The organism is Streptomyces solitudinis (genome assembly GCF_036323765.1).
Taxonomy (GTDB): Bacteria; Actinomycetota; Actinomycetes; order Streptomycetales; family Streptomycetaceae; genus Streptomyces.
Genome location: NZ_JAZDCW010000008.1, coordinates 176,310 through 194,020, shown reverse-complemented (window position 1 = coordinate 194,020; position 17,711 = coordinate 176,310). Strand labels below are relative to the sequence as shown.

General features: G+C 74.4%; 18 protein-coding genes. 9 read left to right on the top strand and 9 right to left on the bottom strand.

Annotated elements, in window-relative coordinates:
* Positions 1-149: 149 nt before the first annotated feature.
* The gene (locus V1J52_RS20805) at positions 150-1,241 is read right to left on the bottom strand and encodes an amidohydrolase family protein (RefSeq protein ID WP_330141434.1); all 1,092 of its coding nucleotides are present in this window, start codon (positions 1,239-1,241) and stop codon (positions 150-152) included.
* 237 nt (positions 1,242-1,478) lie between these two features.
* Between V1J52_RS20805 and V1J52_RS20800 the strand changes: the two genes are divergently transcribed.
* The 5 genes from V1J52_RS20800 (at position 1,479) to thpD (ending at position 5,933) form a co-directional block, all read left to right on the top strand.
* On the top strand, positions 1,479-2,150 hold the full coding sequence (locus V1J52_RS20800) for a SigE family RNA polymerase sigma factor (RefSeq protein WP_330141433.1): 672 nt from the start codon (positions 1,479-1,481) through the stop codon (positions 2,148-2,150).
* Positions 2,151-2,493: 343 nt separating this feature from the next.
* The gene (gene ectA / locus V1J52_RS20795) at positions 2,494-3,009 is read left to right on the top strand and encodes a diaminobutyrate acetyltransferase (protein WP_330141432.1); all 516 of its coding nucleotides are present in this window, start codon (positions 2,494-2,496) and stop codon (positions 3,007-3,009) included.
* 115 nt (positions 3,010-3,124) lie between these two features.
* Entirely contained in the window at positions 3,125-4,393 is a 1,269-nt protein-coding gene (gene ectB, locus V1J52_RS20790; protein ID WP_330141431.1) for a diaminobutyrate--2-oxoglutarate transaminase, read from the top strand.
* Positions 4,394-4,484: 91 nt separating this feature from the next.
* On the top strand, positions 4,485-4,883 hold the full coding sequence (locus tag V1J52_RS20785) for an ectoine synthase (RefSeq protein ID WP_330141430.1): 399 nt from the start codon (positions 4,485-4,487) through the stop codon (positions 4,881-4,883).
* A 150-nt stretch (positions 4,884-5,033) separates the two neighbouring features.
* Positions 5,034-5,933, top strand: a complete 900-nt coding sequence (gene thpD / locus V1J52_RS20780; protein ID WP_330141429.1) for an ectoine hydroxylase — start codon at positions 5,034-5,036, stop codon at positions 5,931-5,933.
* Between the two features lie 220 nt (positions 5,934-6,153).
* Here thpD and V1J52_RS20775 read toward each other — a convergent pair whose 3' ends face one another.
* Entirely contained in the window at positions 6,154-7,251 is a 1,098-nt protein-coding gene (locus V1J52_RS20775) for an aminotransferase class V-fold PLP-dependent enzyme (RefSeq protein WP_330141428.1), read from the bottom strand.
* A gap of 413 nt (positions 7,252-7,664) precedes the next feature.
* On the opposite strand from V1J52_RS20775, the gene V1J52_RS20770 reads away from it, so the two are divergent.
* The 3 genes from V1J52_RS20770 (at position 7,665) to V1J52_RS20760 (ending at position 10,039) form a co-directional block, all read left to right on the top strand.
* Positions 7,665-7,883, top strand: a complete 219-nt coding sequence (locus tag V1J52_RS20770; protein ID WP_330141427.1) for a hypothetical protein — start codon at positions 7,665-7,667, stop codon at positions 7,881-7,883.
* A gap of 109 nt (positions 7,884-7,992) precedes the next feature.
* Positions 7,993-8,682, top strand: a complete 690-nt coding sequence (locus V1J52_RS20765) for a class F sortase (protein WP_443075885.1) — start codon at positions 7,993-7,995, stop codon at positions 8,680-8,682.
* A 109-nt stretch (positions 8,683-8,791) separates the two neighbouring features.
* Positions 8,792-10,039: a TerD family protein gene (locus tag V1J52_RS20760; protein WP_330141505.1), complete on the top strand. Its 1,248-nt coding sequence runs from the start codon at positions 8,792-8,794 to the stop codon at positions 10,037-10,039.
* Between the two features lie 71 nt (positions 10,040-10,110).
* Here the strand turns inward: V1J52_RS20760 and V1J52_RS20755 are convergent, their stop codons facing one another.
* A complete protein-coding gene (locus tag V1J52_RS20755) occupies positions 10,111-11,745 on the bottom strand; it encodes a hypothetical protein (protein ID WP_330141426.1) in 1,635 nt (544 codons plus the stop codon).
* A gap of 238 nt (positions 11,746-11,983) precedes the next feature.
* Here V1J52_RS20755 and V1J52_RS20750 point away from each other — a divergent pair, with 238 nt between their 5' ends.
* Positions 11,984-13,825, top strand: a complete 1,842-nt coding sequence (locus V1J52_RS20750; RefSeq protein WP_443075884.1) for a DUF8508 domain-containing protein — start codon at positions 11,984-11,986, stop codon at positions 13,823-13,825.
* A gap of 91 nt (positions 13,826-13,916) precedes the next feature.
* Here the strand turns inward: V1J52_RS20750 and V1J52_RS20745 are convergent, their stop codons facing one another.
* The 6 genes from V1J52_RS20745 to sufU all read right to left on the bottom strand — a co-directional run bounded on the left by V1J52_RS20745 (position 13,917) and on the right by sufU (position 17,705).
* On the bottom strand, positions 13,917-14,717 hold the full coding sequence (locus V1J52_RS20745; RefSeq protein WP_330141425.1) for an EI24 domain-containing protein: 801 nt from the start codon (positions 14,715-14,717) through the stop codon (positions 13,917-13,919).
* A 63-nt stretch (positions 14,718-14,780) separates the two neighbouring features.
* Entirely contained in the window at positions 14,781-15,770 is a 990-nt protein-coding gene (gene dapD, locus V1J52_RS20740; protein WP_330141424.1) for a 2,3,4,5-tetrahydropyridine-2,6-dicarboxylate N-succinyltransferase, read from the bottom strand.
* Positions 15,771-15,813: 43 nt separating this feature from the next.
* Positions 15,814-16,422 (bottom strand): TetR/AcrR family transcriptional regulator, encoded by a 609-nt coding sequence (locus V1J52_RS20735; protein ID WP_330141423.1) that lies wholly within the window; start codon positions 16,420-16,422, stop codon positions 15,814-15,816.
* Entirely contained in the window at positions 16,422-16,745 is a 324-nt protein-coding gene (locus tag V1J52_RS20730) for a DMT family transporter (RefSeq protein ID WP_330141422.1), read from the bottom strand. Before V1J52_RS20730 ends, V1J52_RS20735 begins: the two co-directional genes overlap by 1 nt.
* A gap of 163 nt (positions 16,746-16,908) precedes the next feature.
* Complete coding sequence (locus V1J52_RS20725; RefSeq protein WP_330141421.1) at positions 16,909-17,241, bottom strand: metal-sulfur cluster assembly factor; 333 nt, start codon at positions 17,239-17,241, stop codon at positions 16,909-16,911.
* Entirely contained in the window at positions 17,238-17,705 is a 468-nt protein-coding gene (sufU, locus tag V1J52_RS20720; RefSeq protein ID WP_330141420.1) for a Fe-S cluster assembly sulfur transfer protein SufU, read from the bottom strand. Before sufU ends, V1J52_RS20725 begins: the two co-directional genes overlap by 4 nt.
* Between the last annotated feature and the right edge of the window lie 6 nt (positions 17,706-17,711).

Genomic DNA, 17,711 nt, shown 5'->3' with positions numbered 1-17,711 from the left:
CCGCCATCGTTGACGCCGCCCGCGTCGCCCGCCGCCGTTCCGCGGCCGGTTCACCCCCACGGGAGCACTCCGCGCTCCCGCTCGGACCGCCGGAGGGGCCCCGCCCGCCCGCGCGTTCCGCCCCGGCGGGCGGGGCGCCTCCGGCGGCGCTAGCGCACGATCCGCCCGCGCAGGACCACGCGCCGCGGGGCGGCGAGCACACAGACGTCGGCGCGCGGGTCGCTGTCGTAGACGACCAGGTCGGCGGGGGCGCCCTCGGTCAGTCCTGGGCGGCCCAGCCACGCCCGCGCGCCCCAGGCCGTCGCCGCGAGCGCGTCCCGCGCCGGGATGCCCGCCCGCACCAGCTCGGCGACCTCGGCGGCGACGAGGCCGTGCGCGAGCGAGCCCCCGGCGTCCGTGCCGACGAAGACGGGGATGCCCGCGTCGTAGGCGGCCCGCACCGTCGCGTACCGCCGCGCGTGCAGCCGCCGCATGTGGTCGGCCCAGCGCGGGAACTTCTTCTCGCCCCCGTCCGCGAGGTGCGGGAACGTCGCGATGTTGACGAGGGTGGGCACGATGGCGATGTTCCGCTCCGCAAACAGCGGAATCGTCTCCTCGGTCAGCCCGGTGGCGTGCTCCACGCAGTCGATGCCCGCCTCGGCGAGATCGCGCAGGGAGTCCTCGGCGAAGCAGTGCGCGGTGACCCGGGCGCCCTCCTCGTGGGCCGCCGCGATCGCGGCCCGCACCGCACCGCGCGGCCAGCAGGGGGCCAGGTCCCCGGCCTCCCGGTCGATCCAGTCCCCGACGAGCTTGACCCAGCCGTCGCTCCGGCGCGCCTCCCGCCGCACGTACGCGACCAGGTCCTCGGGCTCGATCTCGTGCGCGTAGTTGCGGATGTAGCGGCGGGTGCGGGCGATGTGCCGGCCGGCCCGGACGACGCGCGGCAGGTCCTCGCGGGCGTCGATCCAGCGGGTGTCGGCGGCGGAGCCCGCGTCGCGGATCAGCAGGGTGCCCGCGTCGCGGTCGGTGAGCGCCTGGCGCTCGCTGGTGGCCTCGTCCACCGCGCCGTGCGCGTCGAGGCCGACGTGACAGTGGGCGTCCACGAGACCGGGCAGCGCCCAGCCCCGCACGGTGGTGACGCGGGTGGCGGCCGGGGGCCGCTCGAACGTGACCCGGCCGTCCACCACCCACAGTTCGCCGGTGACGTCCTCGGGGCCGGTCAGGACCCGTCCCGTGATGTGCAGCACCGCGCTCTCCCTCATACCAGCACTGTACGAGGCCGCTCCCCGGAACCCGCCGCCGCTGCTAGGCTCCCGCCACTGCGACGTTTCCGCACAGGTTGCGAAGCGCGAATACCTACGTTCGCACACAAGCGCACAGCCGTGGCCGTGCGCGGGCATGTCCGGCTCGCGGGAACGCGGCGGCGCTGCCGCCCGGCGGCGGCAGCGGCAGCGGCAGCGGCAGCGGCAGCGGCAGCGGGAAATTGTCGGGGAGGTCGCGTGGGGCACGACGGCCGCGGGGAACACGGGGACGGCACACCGGCGGACGCGGGCGGAAGCGGCGCCGAGGCGGAGCGGCACGCCGAGTTCCGCGCCTTCTACGAGCGCCACCACGCGGAACTGGTCCGGCTGGCGGCCCGGCTCCTGGCCGACGGGAGCGAGGGCGAGGACCTGGCGGCCGACGCCTTCGCCGCGCTGTGGCACCGGTGGGACCGGGTGCGTGCGGCCCGGCACCCGGCGGCCTACGCCCGCGGGGTGGTGGCGCACCTGGCCCGCTCCCGCATCCGGGCCGGGGCGCGCGAACGGCGGCGGGTCGCCCTGTTCTGGGCCGGGGGCCCGCAGTACGCCGAGGACGCGGACGTGCCCTCCGTGCTGGACGTCCGGGCGGCGCTCGCACGGCTGCCGCGGGGCCGGCGCGCCTGCGTCGTGCTCCGCCACGCGTTCGGGCTCTCGGAGCGGGACACGGCGTCCGCGCTCGGCGTCTCGGTGGGAACCGTCAAGAGCCAGACGTCACGCAGCGTGGCCGAACTCGGGCGGCTGCTGGGCCGTCCCGGTCCGGACCCGGAGCGCGGACGGGACACGGGCGGCTCCGCTCCGGGGCCCGCGAGACGGGCCGATGCCGAATTGCCGGAGGGCTGCGATTACGTGAAGCAACGGTTTCGAATACGCTGAGAATTCATATTCAGCCTAGGCGTCCGTGACTCTTCTTCCCGCTTTTGCTAAACCTAAACACCCCACCTTGGAGAGCGGTGGAACCCCTCGCTCCGGACAGGCATCACGGTCGTTATGCACCTGTGACACACTCCACAACCGGGGTGTTTTGCCCCGGCATAACCGACATGACCAGGCATTCTACCGGAGCAGGTGGCGACAGGCGCGCCCGCGCGCGATAACACAGCCACCTCGCGTCCGTAACCCCTCTCCACGATGCAATCTCAATTTTTCCTGGGTAAATTGAATCGACATGACCCCCGCACAAGCTGACCATGCACGTGCCCAGAGCGAATTCATCGAAATGCCCGAGGGACTCAAGCTCGACACGCCACGGGTGGACGACGGTGCGGCGATCTGGCGGATCGCCCGCGACTCCCAGGTGCTCGACCTCAACTCCTCCTACAGCTACCTGCTGTGGTGCCGCGACTTCGCCGCCACGTCCGTGGTGGCGCGTGACGGCGACGGCGGGCCGGTCGGCTTCATCACCGGCTACATCCGCCCGCAGGCGCCGCGGACGCTGCTGGTGTGGCAGGTGGCGGTGGACCACGGCCAGCGGGGCCGCGGCCTGGCCGGCGCGATGCTGGACGGGCTGGCCTCGCGGGTCGCCGAGGAGCTCGGAGCCGACCGCGTCGAGACGACGGTCACCCCGGACAACGCCCCCTCCAACCGCCTCTTCACGTCCTTCGCCGAGCGCCACGGCGCCGAGCTGAAGCGCGAGGTGCTGTTCGACGGCGAGGCGTTCCCCGGCGACGGCCACGAGCCCGAGGTGCTGTACCGGATCGGGCCGGTCCGCACCCTCGTCGGCTCGCCGGGCTGACACCCGCGCCCGCCGCACCACCGGCCCGGCGACGGGCCCCGCGCGCGGCCACCGCACAGGCCGCGCCGCCCCCAGACTTCCTCACTCTTCACGACTCACTCCCCAGGAGCCTTCCGTGACCATCACCCAGCCGGACCTGAGCGTCTTCGAGACCCTGGAGTCGGAGGTGCGCGGCTACTGCCGCAACTGGCCCACCATCTTCGACCGCGCCCAGGGCAGCCACATGTACGACGAGGACGGTCACACCTACCTCGACTTCTTCGCCGGCGCGGGGTCGCTGAACTACGGGCACAACAACCCCGTGCTCAAACGCGCCCTGATCGACTACATCGAGCGCGACGGCGTCACGCACGGCCTGGACATGTCCACGGTCGCCAAGCGGGCGTTCCTGGAGGCGTTCCAGAACGTCGTGCTGCGCCCGCGCGACCTGCCCTACAAGGTCATGTTCCCCGGCCCCACCGGCACCAACGCCGTCGAGTCCGCGCTGAAGCTGGCGCGCAAGGTCAAGGGCCGCGAGTCCATCGTGTCCTTCACCAACGCCTTCCACGGCATGTCCCTGGGCTCGCTCGCCGTCACCGGCAACGCCTTCAAGCGGGCCGGCGCGGGCATCCCGCTGGTACACGGCACGCCGATGCCGTTCGACGCCTACCTCGACGGCCAGACGCCCGACTTCATCTGGTTCGAGCGGCTGCTGGAGGACTCCGGCTCCGGCCTGAACAAGCCCGCCGCCGTGATCGTGGAGACGGTGCAGGGCGAGGGCGGCATCAACGTCGCCCGCGCCGAGTGGCTGCGCGCCCTCGCCGAGCTGTGCGAGCGGCACGACATGCTGCTCATCGTCGACGACATCCAGATGGGCTGCGGCCGTACCGGTGCCTTCTTCTCCTTCGAGGAAGCCGGCATCACCCCGGACATCGTCACCGTCTCCAAGTCGATCAGCGGTTACGGCCTGCCCATGTCGCTGACCCTCTTCAAGCCGGAGCTGGACATCTGGGAGCCGGGCGAGCACAACGGCACCTTCCGCGGCAACAACCCCGCCTTCGTCACCGCCACGGCGGCGCTGGAGACGTACTGGGCCGACGGCCAGATGGAGAAGCAGACCCTGGCCCGCGGCGAGCAGGTCGAGTCGGCCATGAGCGAGATCGCCCGGGAGCACCCCGAGGCCGTGGCGGACTACCGCGGCCGGGGCCTGGTGTGGGGCATGGAGATGACCGACAAGGCCGCCGCCTCCCGCATCGCGCGCCGCGCCTTCGAGCTCGGCCTGCTGGTGGAGACTTCCGGACCGGAGAGCGAGGTCGTCAAACTGCTGCCCGCGCTCACCATCAGTCCGGAGGAGCTGGACGAGGGTCTGCGCATCCTCGCCCGTGCCGTCCGCGAGACGCTCTGACGCGTCCACCGCGCACGGCACCGCGCTCAGGCCCGCCCCGTACCGGGGCGGGCCGCCCCGTAACTGAACGAGCAGAAAGGCACCACGAACAGTGATCGTCCGTTCCCTTCAGGAAATCGAGGACACCGACCGCGACATCAAGTCGGCCTCCGGCACATGGCGCAGCAAGCGGCTCGTCCTGGCCAAGGAGAAGGTCGGCTTCTCGCTGCACGAGACCGTGCTCTACGCGGGTACCGAGACCTCCATGTGGTACGCCAACCACATCGAGGCCGTCCTCTGCGTGGAGGGCGAAGCCGAGCTGACCAACGACGAGACCGGCGAGAAGCACTGGATCAGCCCGGGGACGATGTACCTGCTCAACGGGCACGAGAAGCACACGCTGCGCCCCAAGACGGACTTCCGCGTGGTGTGCGTCTTCAACCCGCCGGTGACCGGCCGTGAGGACCACGACGAGAACGGCGTCTACCCGCTGCTCACCGAGGACGACTGACCCGCGCACCGCCGGGCCCGGACGGCGCGGCGGTGCACTTCCCATCTTTGGAACGTCCCCCGCGGGGAACACTGCGCGACAGGGGCACCTGCCGGGCGACATCCCAACGAGAAAGACAGGGCCGTACGAGAGGAGAGGAAGGAAACTCCCATGACCACCGCACCCGAGCGCACCACCGACCTGTACCCGACCCGGGGAGCCGCAGAGGTGGCCACCCCGCGGCAGGACCCGGTGGTGTGGTCCGACCCGGGCGCTCCCGGGCCCATCGCGGCCGGGGACCTGGCGGACTACGAGCGGGACGGGTTCCTCGCCATCGACCAGCTCATCACCCCGGACGAGGTGACGGGCTACCGCGCGGAACTGGAAAGGCTCATCTCGGACCCGACGATCCGCGCCGACCAGCGTTCGATCATCGAACCGCAGTCGCAGGAGATCCGGTCCGTGTTCGAGGTGCACAGGATCAGCGAGGTGTTCGCCTCTCTGGTCCGCGACCCGCGGGTCGTGGGCCGGGCGCGGCAGATCCTCGGATCGGACGTCTACGTCCACCAGTCCCGGGTCAACGTCAAGCCGGGGTTCGGGGCCAGCGGGTTCTACTGGCACTCGGACTTCGAGACCTGGCACGCCGAGGACGGTCTGCCGAACATGCGGACCGTGTCGGTGTCGATCGCTCTCACCGAGAACTTCGCCACCAACGGCGGCCTGATGATCATGCCGGGGTCGCACAAGACGTTCCTCGGCTGCGCCGGGGAGACGCCGCGGGACAACTACAAGAAGTCGCTCCAGATGCAGGACGCGGGCACGCCCTCGGACGAGGCCCTCGCCAAGTTCGCGGACGCCCACGGCATCCGGCTGTTCACCGGCCAGGCCGGATCGGCGACCTGGTTCGACTGCAACTGCATGCACGGCTCGGCCGACAACATCACGCCGTACCCGCGCAGCAACGTGTTCATCGTCTTCAACAGCGTCGAGAACACGGCCGTCGAGCCCTTCGCGGCGCCGGTGCGGCGTCCGGAGTTCATCGGCGCCCGGGACTTCACCCCGGTGCACTGACGTCGCGGCGGAACGGTCCGCACGGGCGGTGACGCGGTGACCGTCACGTCGGTGTGACATCTTGCCGGTGCCTCGCAGCCGGAGGGTGAGCGCGCGGACGGTGGCGGCCGCCCGGTCAGCCGCCGGACGGCTCCGGGCCCGGCCACTGCTCCTCGCCAGGGGCGGTGACCGGGCCCGGAGCCGTGCCGCGTCCCGGTCCGTCCCCGGCCCGGGACCCGCGTCAGCGGACGTGCGCGGCGAGCGCCTCCAGCAGCCGGTCCACGTCGGCGTCCGTGTTGTAGAGGTGGAAGGCGGCCCGCAGGTGGCCCGCCCGGTCGGCGACGCGGATGCCCTCCCGCGCCAGCGCCCCGGTGGCCGCCCCCAGGCCCGGCACGGCGACGATCGGGGAGTCCGCGGGCACCGCCGGGCGGCCCAGCCCGGCCACCCCGGCGCGGAAGCGGGCGGCCAGCGCCCGGTTGTGCCGGCCGATCGCCTCCACACCCAGCCCGGCCACCAGGCCGAGCGAGGCCGCGGCGCCCAGGTAGGGCAGGTGGGGCGGGGACTCGTCGAAGCGGCGCGCGGATCGGGCCAGCTCGGTGACCGGCCCGTAGGTGCTGTTCCACAGGTCCTCGCCGGCGACCCACCCCGCGTGCAGCGGCTCCAGGCCGCCGCCGTCCCCGGGCACCGTGAGGAAGGAGACGCCGCGCGGGCACAGCAGCCACTTGTAGGCACCGCAGACCGTGTAGTCCGCCACGTCCGGTTCCAGGGGCAGCCAGCCGGTGGACTGGGTGGTGTCCACCAGGAGCCGCGCCCCGTGGGCCCGCGCCGCCGCGCCGACCGCCGCCAGGTCCGCGACGCGGCCGTCGGCCGACTGCGCCGCGCTGACCGCCACCAGCGCGGTGCCGGGGCGTACGGCCCCGGCCAGCTCCTCCAGCGGCACCGAGCGCAGCTTCAGGTCGCGCCGCACCGCGAACGGGGTGACCAGGGAGGCGAAGTCACCGTCCACGGCCAGCACCTCGGCGCCGGAGGGCAGCGCGTGGGCGACGAGCGCGACGTGCACGGCCACGCTGGACCCGAGGGCGACGCGCTCGGCGGGTATCCCCACGACGCCCGCGTACGCCGCACGGGCCTCCCCGGCCCGCTCCCCGTAGACGGCCAGGTCGGCACGGCCCTCGGCCATCTCCGCGACGGCCGCCGCGAGCGCGGCCGTGGTACGGGCGGGCAGCAGGCCGTGGGAGGCGGTGTTCAGGTAGGTGGTGCGCGGCGTGAACTCGTCACCGAGGTGCGCGGGCGGGAAGGACGGACGGGCGCTCGACGCGGCAGGCGGAGAAGTCGGCATGGGCTTAACTCTCCGACGGATGCGCCCCGCTGTCCATGGGCCCCCTTCTTCCCGGAACCCGAAGGCGCGCTTATAGCGCCAGGTCAGCGCCGCCCGGCACCGGTGTCGCGGGCGCCGCACGGCTGGTGCCGTCCCCGCCGCGCGGACGGGGCCGTCCCCGCGCGGCCCGGTGCCGGCCCGGGGGGTGCCGGTGCCCGCCCGCGCGGCGGGGCGGCGCGCGGCGCACCACCCGTTCGCCACAGGTCCCCCGGTTGCCGCAGCGACGGGGCTGAACTGCGACGATGCCCGGCGGCCCGCCGCCGGAGGGCGGACGCCGGGCCCCGTCACCTCGCGTGGGCCGGGGCGACCGGGTTTCGTGGTGCCACGGCGCGGCGGACACCGCGCTCCGCGACGAAGCGAGGGAGAGGGGCAGCATGCGGCACGCCGGCCTCCTCACCACCGCCGCCCTGGCGGTGGCCGCTCTCGCGGCCCTCGCCCTCGCCGCGTACCCCGCCGAGGCGGCGCACGCGCGGACCACGGGCGCCGGGACCGTGCGCTTCCTCGCGGGCGCGGCGGTGCTCGCCGTCGCCGCGGCCGGCGGCAGCTGGCTGCTGCACCGGCGCGAGCGCGAGCAGCGCCGGAACCGGTCCTGACCGGCCCCGGCGGCCCACCAGCCCACGGGCGGCCACCGGCCCGCCCCGAACGTCCCGGACCCCCGGGTCGCACCGCACGCACCCGCCGAGGAGCAGCCGGAGGGAAGCGATGGACCGAGCGCAGCGGCGCCGCGAGACGATCGCGGCCACCCTCACCGCGATGGGGCTGTGCGCCGGGGTGTGGCTCATCGAGCACAGCCCCCGCGAGGAGCTGCCGCCGCAGCCGTCCCCCGAGCAGGCCGCCCTGCCCTCGGAGGGCCCCACCGCGGACCCGGGCACGCAGGCCATGGTGCCGCTGCCGCCTTCCGAGCCGGTGCGGGTCCGCATCCCCGCCATAGAGGTGGACGCGGCGGTGATGCCGCTGGGCCTGGAGGAGGACGGCAGCCTGGAGGTGCCGCCCCAGGAGGCCGCCAACCTGACCGGCTGGTACGAGGGGGGGGCGACGCCCGGGACCCGGGGCACCGCGATCGTCGCCGGGCACGTGGACAGCGCGGCGGGCCCGAGCGTGTTCTACGGCCTCGGCTCGCTGAAGAAGGGCAACACCGTGGCCGTGGACCGGGCCGACGGCCTGACGGCGGAGTTCGAGGTGCACGCCATAGAGGTGTACGACCGCGACGCGTTCCCCGACGACCGCGTCTACGGACCCTCCTCCCGGGCGGAGATACGGCTCATCACGTGCGGCGGCGGTTATTCGCGCTCCGACGGCTACCTGGGCAACGTCGTGGTGTACGGGCACCTGACGGCCATCACCGTCACGCCCGAGGCGCGTCCGGCCGCGGCGGCGCACCCGCCGGGCTGAGCCCCGACTCCGGGACGGACGGGGCACACGGGAATCGCGGGGTGCACGGGGCGGCGGTGGCGGGAGGAACCGGGCGGCGCGGCCGGTCGTTACCCCGGACATGACCGCTATGACTCCTGGCTCGAACCTTCCCCTCTCCGCCGTCCGCGTGGCCGTGGACGTGGCCGCTCCGGTACGGCTGGACGTGTCGGGCCTGCTGATCGGCGCCGACGGAAAGGTGCGCTCCGACGACGACTTCGTCTTCTACAACCAGCCCGCGGGGCCCGGTGTCACCCACAGCGGCAGCGGCGGTACCGACACGATCACCGTGGACACGGCGGCGGTCCCCGCGGAGATCGAGAAGGTCGTCGTGACGGCCAGCCTGGACGCCTCCGGCGGCCCCGGCGCGACCTTCGCGGGCACCGAGCCGACGGGGACGGTCCGGGACGCCGCGTCCGGCGCGGTGCTGGCCGCGTTCACGCCGCCGCAGCTGGGCCCGGAGACGGCGCTGGTGCTGGTCGAGATCTACCGGCGCGGCGGCGGGTGGAAGGTGCGCGCGGTCGGCCAGGGCTACGCCGACGGCCTGGCGGGGATCGCCACGGACTTCGGCGTCAGCGTCGAGGAGCCGGCCCCGGCGCCCGCCGCCGCGCCGTCGGCTCCCCCGGCGCCCCCGGCCCCGCCCGTGCCGCCGGCGCCCGCCGCCCACGCCGCGCCCCCGCCCGGTCTCCAGGCCAGCGCGCCCGGCGCTCCCCCGGCGCCCGCCGCACCGCCCGTGCCCGCCGGGGCGGCCGCGCCGGGCGCCGGGAAGATCAACCTGGACAAGGGCCGGGTGAACCTCCAGAAGAACCAGACGGTCTCGCTGGTCAAGGACAACCAGCCGCTGCGCTCCTCCCTCGTCATGGGCCTGGGCTGGGAGCCCGCCCACCGGGGCAAGAGCATCGACCTGGACGCCTCCGTCATCGCCTACGACGCGCAGCGCAAGAAGATCGACGCCTGCTACTTCGGCAAGCTGAACATCCTGCGCGGGGCGATCCAGCACTCGGGCGACAACCTCACCGGCGAGGGCGCGGGGGACGACGAGACGATCACCGTCCACCTGGACGGGCTGCCGCCGGAGGTGACCGGCCTGGTCTTCACCGTCAACTCCTTCACCGGGCAGAAGTTCAGCGACGTGTCGAAGGCGTACTGCCGGCTGCTGGACCAGCGCGGCCAGGAGCTGGTGCGGTTCGACCTCACCGACGCCGAGCCGCGCACGGCCGTCCTCATGTGCAAGTTCGTCCGGCAGTTCTCCGGCGAGTGGGAGATGACGGCGCTCGGGCAGTTCCTCGACGCCCGCACCGTGCGCGGCCTGGTCAAGCCCGCGGGCCAGGCGCTGTAGGCGCCGGGCCGCACCGGACACCGGTGCGGCCCGGCTCCGCCCGGGCGCGTGCCCCGGCACCTGGCCGGGGCTCAGGCGGCGCGGGTGCGGGCCTTGTACGCGGCCTTGCGGGCGTCCTTGGCCACCGCGCGGTCCGGGTGCAGCCGTGCCATGGCCTCCAGCACCCGGGCCGTCGCCGGGTGGTCCACGCGCCACGCCTTGTCGAAGAAGCCGCTGTGCTGGGCCACCAGCCCGGTCATCAGCTCGCGCAGTTCGGCGGAGGCGGCCGTCGCGTCCTCGGGGTCGAGCTGCGCGGCGAGCGTGTCCACCGTCAGCCAGAAGATCAGGTCCTCCCCCGGCGGGGGGACGTCGGCGGCGCCGCGTTCGGCCAGCCAGACCCGCGCGAGCCCGCCCAGCTCCGGATCGCCGAGCACGTCCCGCAGGGCCGGTTCGGCCTCCGCGCCGACCACCGACAGCCCCTGCTGGCACAGCAGCCGGCGGCGCGGCGCGTCCTGGTCCGCGCCGCGGGCCGCCGCCAGCAGCGCGCGGGCGGCCTCGGACGCCGGACGGCCCGCCAGCCACTGCTCCAGCTCCGTCTGCGCCAGGTCCTCGGGGTATCCGGAGACGGCGGTGAGCAGGGCGCCCGCGTCGGCGTCGGCGAGATCTCCCACGGCTGGCGCGGGGATGCCGGCGTCGAGCAGGCGCGCCCGCTCGCCGAACAGCCCGAGCGGGGTGAAGCGGAGCATGCCGTACCGGGTCAGCTCCTCGTCCCGCAGCTCCTCGCCCGCCGGGACGGCGGCGGGGGCGTCGTCGGCCTCCTCCAGCAGCGCCTCGTCCACCGGCCGGTACTCCAGCGCCCCGGACGGCTCCAGCAGCCGGAGCTGCTCGTCCAGGCGCATCATGACCTCGGAGACCTCCTCCAGCACGTCGTCGGTGGGCTGCTCGCCGCCGTCGAACTCGTCGGGCACGACCATGGAGGCCGCCAGCACGGGGAGCGGCACCATGGCACCCGCGCTGACGGCGGGGTCGGACGCGGTGAGCAGGTAGAGGTTGCCGAGGGCGGCGTCGAGGAAGTCCTCGGCCTCCTCCTCGTCCCAGTCCAGCGCGTCCGGGTCGATGGTGCGCGGCTCCGCCACGAGACCGTCCTCGCCGACGGCCCGCTCCGCGCCGTCGGGTCCCTCCGCGCCGTCGGGCCCGGCGGCTCCGGCGAGCAGGTCGGCGAAGGCCGGGGCGGCGGCGAACACGATGGCCACCTCCCAGACGTCGCGCCACAGGTCGAGCACGTCGGCCGGTCCGCCCGAGGTGAGCAGCTTCAGCACGGCGCCGGGCCCGGCGCTCCCGCCCGGCTCGTCCGGTCCCGCGTCGCCGGTGTCACCGGCGCCGGGACCGGCGGCCGCGGGGTCGGGGGCGTCGGCGTCACCGGGAGCGGCACCCGGGGCGTCGGCGTCGTCGGAAAGCTCGACCAGGCCCGTCTCGACGGCCACGTCCCAGGCCAGGGCGGTCAGTTCGGGGCCCTCCTCCGTGCCGCCGAGCCCGAGGTGGGCGGTGGCCTCGGTGAGCCGCGCGTCGGGGAGCCGCCCGGCGACGGTGACGCCGACCCCGTCGCCGGTCCAGCGGGCGAGGGCGGCGGCGCGGCTCAGCAGGGGGGCGGCGAGGGCGTCCCGGGCCAGTTCGGCCTCGGCGGGCAGCCGCACGGGCGGCATGGTGGGACGGTCGTCACCGGTCATCGAAGGGGGCTCCTCGGCAGGGCGGGACAGCACGGGGATCACGGGCCGTGCCCCAGCGTAGACGGATTTCACCGCACCGCGCCGGGTTCACCCGGCCGTCCCTCCCGGGCCACCCGCCGTGCCTTGACAACCCCGGTGCGCTGGGCGATTTTTACGCGCGTAGAACAACGTGGGGAACCGCACGCGGCACCACTTCCGCGCCCCTTCCCCGTCCTCACTCCCCTCGGAGGGACCGCACTTGTCCACTCGACGCATCTCCCAGGCCGCCACCGCGCTCGGCGCGTGCACCGTCGCCGCGGTGACGGCGGCGCTGCCCGCCACGGCGGCTCCGGCCCCGGGCGCGGACCCGGGCTCGGCCGCCGTCCGGGTCCACGACGTCCAGGGCAGCACCCGCACCTCGCCGCTGGCGGGGCTGCGGGTCACCGACGTGCCCGGCGTCGTCACCGGTGTCCGCCCCTACGGCTCGCGGGGGTTCTGGCTCCAGGACCCGGACCCGGACCGCGATCCGGCCACCAGCGAGGGCGTGTTCGTCTTCACCGGCTCCGCGCCGGACGTCGCCCCCGGCGACCTGGTGCGGGTCAGCGGGCGGGTCGGCGAGTACGTGTACGGCGGCACGGCCTCCGGGAACCAGTCGGTGACCCAGATATCCGCCGACCGCGTGGCCGTCGTCTCCTCCGGTCACGAACTGCCCGCGCCGGTACGGCTCACCGCGCGCACGGTGCCCGAGCGATACGCGCCCCCGGCCGCGGCGGACGGCACGATCGACGGGCTGCCGCTGCGCCCGGAGCGCTACGCCCTCGACCGCTACGAGTCGCTGGAGGGCATGAACGTGCGCGTGGCGGACGTACGCGTGGTCGGCCCGACGTCGCCCTACCACGACCTGTGGGTGACGGTGAAGCCGTGGCAGAACCCGACGCCGCGCGGCGGCACCCGCTACGGCGGCTACGACGAGCAGAACTCCGGGCGGCTGAAGATCACCTCCCTGACCCCCGCCGCCGAGGAGCCGTTCCCGGTGGCCGACACCGGTGACGTCCTCGCCGGTGCCACCGAGGGCCCCCTGGACTACGACCAGTTCGGCGGCTACCTGCTGGCCGCCCGGGAGCTGGGCGAGGTGCGCGAGCGCGGGCCGCGCCCGGAGACGACGCGGAAGCAGCACAGGAGCGAGCTGGCCGTCGCCGCCTACAACGTCGAGAACCTCTCCCCCGCCGACGACGCCGCGAAGTTCGAGCGGCTGGCCCGGGGCATCGTCGGCGACCTGGCCGCCCCCGACATCGTCGCCCTGGAGGAGATCCAGGACGACACCGGGCCGCGCGACGACGGCACCGTCTCCGCCGGTGCCACGCTGCGGCGGCTCACGGACGCGATCGCCGCGGCGGGCGGCCCGCGCTACGACTGGCGCGGCATCGACCCGCAGGACAAGCAGGACGGGGGCCAGCCCGGCGGCAACATCCGCAACGTCTTCCTGTTCGACCCGGACCGGGTGTCCTTCACCGACCGCGCGGGCGGTGACGCGACCACGCCGACGGGCGTGACCAGGGTCAGGGGCCGGGCGGCGCTGACCCACTCACCCGGACGCGTCGCGCCGGGCGACGCCGCCTGGGAGGACAGCCGCAAGCCGCTGGCGGGCGAGTTCCGCTTCCGCGGGAAGCCGGTCATCGTCATCGCCAACCACTTCGCGTCCAAGGGCGGCGACCAGGCGCTGCACGCCCGGTTCCAGCCGCCGAGCCGCTCCTCCGAGGCGCAGCGGCACCGGCAGGCCGAGGTGGTGAACGGCTTCGTCAAGGACGTCCTGGCCGTGGAGCGCAAGGCCCGCGTCGTGGTGCTCGGCGACATCAACGACTTCGAGTTCTCCGGCACCACCCGGGCGCTGACGGACGGCGGCGTGCTGCGCAGCGCGGTGTACTCGCTGCCGTTCTGGGACCGCTACACGTACGTCTTCCAGGGCAACGCCCAGGTCCTCGACCAGACGCTCGTCTCGCCGGGCATCCGCTCCTACGACTACGACATCGTGCACGTGAACGCCGAGTACGCCGACCAGGCCAGCGACCACGACCCGCAGGTGCTGCGCTTCCGTCCCTGACGGGACGCCGGGCGGGGCCCGGGTGCTCCCCGGCTCCGCCCGGCCGCTCCCCGGCGTCCGGCTCCCGGCGCCCCGGACCCGGCCCGCGGCGTCACCGGGCGGGGGCGTCCCCTCCCCGCGGCTGCGCCGGGTGGGGCCCGGGCTGCCGGGGCGCGGGCGTCCCGGCGAGGTCGCGGGCCAGCAGCGTGGCCCCGGCGACGGCGCCGGGCATGAGCAGGACGGCCACGAACGGCACGAGGAACGACACCGCGAGCGGCACCCCGAACCCGAGCGCCAGCCCCTTGCGCGCCCGCAGCATGCGCATCCGCTCCCGCACGGGCACGTCCCGGCGCTGGAGGGCGACGGAGGTCAGCTCGACGGTGAGGAAGAACCCGGAGACGGCCAGCCCCACGGCGGGGACGACGCTCTGGCCGACGAAGGGGACGAAGCCGAGCACGAACAGCGGCACCGCGCAGACCACCGCCCACATCAGCACGTAGAGGCTGTCGCACAGGGAGCGCCACAGCTCCTGCCACAGCGGCCGGTCGGGGCCCTCGGGGGCGCCGCCCTCGGACTCCTCCACCTTCTCCGAGAGCGCCTCGTAGAACGGGTCGCCGATGAGGAGGGTGACGGCGGTGAAGGTCAGCACGGCGAGCATCAGCCCGCCCGCGAAGAGCAGCAGGGCGAAGGACACCCGCACGAAGGTGCGCCACGCCCCGGCCCAGTCGTCGGCGAAGGGGGTGGCCCAGGCGGCGATGTCGCCCGCGTACAGCGCGAGGACGACGAGGGCGGCGGCGTAGAGGACGAGCGCGATGGCCCCGGGGATCAGTCCGAACCCGTACCACCGGCCGTGCCCGCCCGCCCAGCGCAGCCCCCGGCCCAGGTAGCGCGCTCCCGACGCGAGATCACTCATGCGCGCCAGGGTAGCCGGGCCCCGGGGCGGCGCGCACACGGCCGCCCCGGGACGCACGGGCGGTCAGTTGTGGCTGTGCAGGGCCTCATTGAGGCCGCCCCAGGAACCGGAGCGGGGCAGCGCCTCGACGGCGCCGGTGGTGGAGTTGCGGCGGAACAGCAGGTTGTCCGCGCCGGACAGCTCCGCCGCCTTGACGACCTGGCCGTCGGGCACCGCGACGCGGGTGCCCGCGGTGACGTAGAGGCCGGCCTCCACGATGCAGTCGTCGCCCAGCGAGATGCCGATGCCCGCCTCGGCACCGAGCAGGCAGCGCTCGCCGAGGGAGATCGTCTGCTTGCCGCCGCCGGAGAGGGTGCCCATGATCGAGGCACCGCCGCCGATGTCGGAGCCGTCGCCGACGACGACGCCCGCGCTGATACGTCCCTCGACCATGGAGGTGCCGAGCGTGCCCGCGTTGAAGTTGACGAAGCCCTCGTGCATGACGGTGGTGCCCTCGGCCAGGTGGGCACCGAGCCGCACCCGGTCGGCGTCGCCGATGCGCACGCCCGCCGGCATGACGTAGTCGGTCATGCGGGGGAACTTGTCGACACTGGTGACCGCCAGGTGGCGGCCCCCGGCGCGCGCGGCCAGCCGGACCTCCTCCAGGCGGGAGACGGGCACCGGGCCGAGGTTCGTCCACGCCACGTTGGCGAGCAGGCCGAAGACGCCGTCCAGGCTCAGCCCGTGCGGCCGCACGAGGCGGTGGCTGAGCAGGTGGAGCCGCAGGTAGGCGTCGTGGGCGTCGGCGGGCTTGGCGTCCAGGGACCCGACGGCCGTCCGCACGGCGATGGTCTCCACGCCCCGCAGCGGGTCGGGGCCCAGCGCGCGCGGCGCGGCCTCGCCGAGCAGCTCGGCGGCGGCCTCGGGGCTCAGCCGCTCGGTGCCGGCCGGGCCGGGCTCGGCGGTGAGCTGCGGGTGGGGGAACCAGGTGTCCAGGACGGTGCCGTCGGCGGCGACGGTGGCGAGCCCGGCGCCGACGGCGCCGGTGGTGCGGGTGGTGGCTGCTTCGGTCATGCCGAAAACCTAACCGCAGGCCCGGCGCCGACGCGAACCGGTCTCAGCGCTCAGACTCCCGGCCGGACGGGGCGGCCGGGCGGGACGGGCCGGACGGGGCAGCCGGGACCGCCAGGCCGGCCACCCGGGCCAGCGCCGCCCGCGTCGCCGCGGCGTCGAGCGCGCGGCCGGTGAGCAGGCACTGGAGCAGCGCGCCGTCGAGGTACCCGGCGAGCGCCCGCGCGGTGGCGTCGTCGGGCGTGCGGCGGCGCAGGACGGCCGTGAGCCCGTCCAGGCAGTGCGAGGCCAGCGGACGCAGCCGCTCGTGGCGCAGGGCGGCGAGGTACAGCTCGTACTCCAGGAGCAGCTTGGGCCGGTCCCCGCACAGCCACGTCGTCATGAGCCGCAGGACGGCCTCGTCCAGCGCGGCGTCCCGCGGGAGCGCCCGCTCCCACGCGTCCGCCTCGGCCAGCCAGGCGTCGCCCGCCTGCCGCAGAGCGGCGACGAGGAGGTCGTCCAGGGTGGCGAAGTGGTACGTGGTCGAGCCGAGCGGCACGTCCGCCTCGGCGGCCACCGCGCGGTGGCTGAGCCCGGCCAGCCCCTGGGTGCCCACCACCCGGATCGCGGCGTCCACGATGCGCTGCCGGCGCTGGGGGTCGTGGCGGCGGGGCATCAGTGGGCCGCTGCCCCGAGGTTGAGCACGACGACGCCCGCGATGATGAGGACGATGCCCGCGATCCGGGCCACGGTGACCGGTTCGTCGATGAACACCATCCCGATCGTCGCCACGGCGGCCGTGCCGGCCCCGGACCAGATCGCGTAGGCGGTGCCCACGGACATCGTCTTCAGCGCCTGGGCGAGCAGGAGGAAGGCGATGAGGTAGCCGACGGCGGTGCCCAGCGAGGGCCACAGCCGTGTGAAACCGTCGCTGTACTTCATGGAGGTCGTGGCCAGCACTTCCGCGAGGATCGCGGCCCCGAGCGTCGCGTACACCATGCGTACAACTGTACACACCGATACGTACAACCGTACACATGAGCCGGACACGGCTCCCCGGGGCGGAGCCGCACAACCGTGCCGGAGCACGCGAACGGCCGCCCCCGGCCCCTGGTCGGGGCGGAGGCGGCCGGCGGTGCGCGGTCCGGGGAGACCGGCGGCGTCAGACGTTGAAGCCGAGCGCGCGGAGCTGCTCACGTCCGTCGTCGGTGATCTTGTCGGGACCCCACGGCGGCATCCAGACCCAGTTGATCTTGAGTTCCTTCACGAGGCCCTCGGTGGCCGACCTGGCCTGGTCCTCGATGACGTCCGTCAGCGGACACGCCGCCGACGTGAGCGTCATGTCGATGGTGGCCGTGTTGTCGTCGTCCACGTGGACGCCGTAGACGAGGCCGAGGTTCACGACGTCGATCCCCAGCTCGGGGTCGACGACGTCCATCATCGCCTCGTGGACCTCTTCCTCGCTCGCCGGCGAGGTGGTGGTCGTCTCGGTCATGCCGTCCTCTCCTTCGCGGCGGAATCGCCCAGCGCCTGGGCCGTGGCGTCCTTCCAGGCCATCCAGCTCAGCAGTGCGCACTTGACCCGCGCCGGGTACTTGGAGACGCCGGCGAAAGCCACCGCGTCCTCCAGCACGTCTTCCATGGCGTCGTCCGGGGTGAGCTGCCCCTTGGACTGCATCAGTTCGAGGAACGTCTCCTGGACGCGCCGGGCCTCCCCCAGTTCCTTGCCCACCAGCAGCTCGTTCAGCACGGAGGCGCTGGCCTGGCTGATGGAGCAGCCCTGGCCCTCGTAGCTGACGTCGGCGACGGTGTCGCCGTCGTAGCGCACCCGCAGCGTGATCTCGTCCCCGCACGTGGGGTTGACGTGGTGCACCTCGGCGTCGCCGTCGCGCAGCCCGCGTCCGTGCGGGTGCTTGTAGTGGTCCAGGATCACGTCCTGGTACATGGAGTCCAGCTTCACGAGTCA